Source organism: Geminisphaera colitermitum TAV2 (assembly GCF_000171235.2).
Lineage (GTDB): Bacteria > Verrucomicrobiota > Verrucomicrobiia > Opitutales > Opitutaceae > Geminisphaera > Geminisphaera colitermitum.
In genome coordinates this window covers 1-1,756 of the sequence record NZ_ABEA03000103.1, presented here as the reverse complement: position 1 = coordinate 1,756, position 1,756 = coordinate 1, and the positions used below count along the sequence as shown (strand labels likewise).

The 1,756-nt window shown below is 68.2% G+C and carries 2 protein-coding genes; both read left to right on the top strand.

Annotated features, from left to right (window positions below; genetic code table 11):
• Window positions 1-1,425, top strand: a 1,425-nt coding sequence (gene uxaC, locus OBACDRAFT_RS12065) for a glucuronate isomerase (protein ID WP_043585960.1), incomplete at its 5' end; no start/stop codon positions are given.
• Window positions 1,422-1,756 (top strand): SDR family NAD(P)-dependent oxidoreductase (locus OBACDRAFT_RS12060; protein WP_043585962.1); only part of this gene is annotated, 335 nt, incomplete at its 3' end. The genes uxaC and OBACDRAFT_RS12060, both read left to right, overlap by 4 nt.

Below are 1,756 nucleotides of genomic sequence, written 5' to 3'. Positions count from 1 at the left end.
GCTGACAAAGACCTCCTGCTGACCACTCCTCTGGCGCGCCAGCTCTACCATGAAGTCGCGCGCGACCTCCCGCTCATCGACTACCACTGCCATCTCGATCCGCAGACGCTGGCCGAAGACCGCCAATTCCAAAACCTCACGCAACTCTGGATCACCTGCGACCCCTACAAACACCGCGCCATGCGCATCGCCGGCGTGCCCGAACACGACATCACCGGCCCCGCCCCCGACCGCACAAAATTCGACCGCTGGGCGGCCACCGCCCCTCTGACCCTGGGCAACCCGCTCCACGCCTGGACCTCGCTCGAACTCCGCCGCGCCTTCGGTATTGAAACTCCCCTTACGCCCGCCACCGCCGACCCAATCTGGCGCACCGCCAACGACCTCCTCCGCACCTCCCCCGCCCACACCGCCCGCGGCCTGCTGGAGCAATGCCGCACCACCGCCCTCTGCACCTCCGACCGCCTGCTCGACGATCTCTCGCCCCACGCCGCCCTCGCCCGCTCCGGCTGGACAATGGACGTCCGCCCCTCGCTGCGCGGAGACTGTATCCTTGCAACAGATACACCCGGCTGGTCCGAATGGGTGCGACGCCTCGGCACCGCGACCAGCGTGAACATCACGGACCCCGACACCTTTTTCGCCGCCATTCGCATTCGCCTCGACGCCTTCGACGCCCTCGGCTGCCGGCTCGCCGACCACGCCTGCGACCCGTTTGCCTGGCACACCGTCACGCGCGACGAATTTGCCACTCTCCTCACCCGCCGCCTCGCCAGCCCGCTGCCCCCCGACCCCGCCTCCCCCGACGCCATCCGCGACACGATCCGCCTGCGCTCCGGACTCCTTCTGTATCTTGGAACCGAATACGCCCGGCGCGGCTGGATCATGCAACTCCACCTCGGTGCCCAACGCCACACCAGCACCCGCCTGCGCCGGCTCCTCGGCCCCGCCGGAGGTTACGCCGGGATTGGTGCGCCAACCGACATCTCCGCCCTATGCCACTGCCTCGACGATCTGGAACAGGCGGACGCCCTCCCTCGCACGATCCTTTACCCGCTCCACCCGGCGGACTACGCGCCCTTTGCCGCGCTCACCGGCTCCTATGTCGCCGACCACACCCCCGGCCTCATCCAGTTCGGCCCCGCCTGGTGGCACAACGACCACGCCCACGGCATCCGCGCCCATCTCGACGCCCTCTCGTCCATCGGCCTGCTGGCCACCTTCATCGGCATGAACACCGATTCGCGCAGCCTGCTCTCGCAAATGCGCCACGATTATTTCCGCCGCGTTTTTTGCGACTGGCTCGGCGAACGCGCCGCCGCCGGCCACTTCCCCTCCTCTCCCGATGAACTGACTCCGCTCGTGCGCGCCATTTGCCACGACAACGCCGCCCGCGCCCTCCGCCTCCCCATTTCCTCCACATGAACCACACCGAATACTATCACGACAAAATCGCCGTCATCACCGGTGCTGGCGGCACGCTCTGCTCCGCGCTCGCCCGCGGACTCGCCGCCCGCGGCGCGAAAATCGCGTTGCTCGGCCGCACCGCCGCCAGCCTCGAAACCGTGGCCGCGCAAATCACCGACGCGGGCGGCGCAGCCCTGCCCGTTGCCTGCGACGTCACCGACACCGACGCTGTCACGCGCGCCTGCGAAACCATCGAAACACAACTCGGTCCCGTCGATTTCCTCCTCAACGGAGCCGGCGGCAACCAGCCCGACGCCATCACGACCTCCATTGCCTTCACGCCTGACGA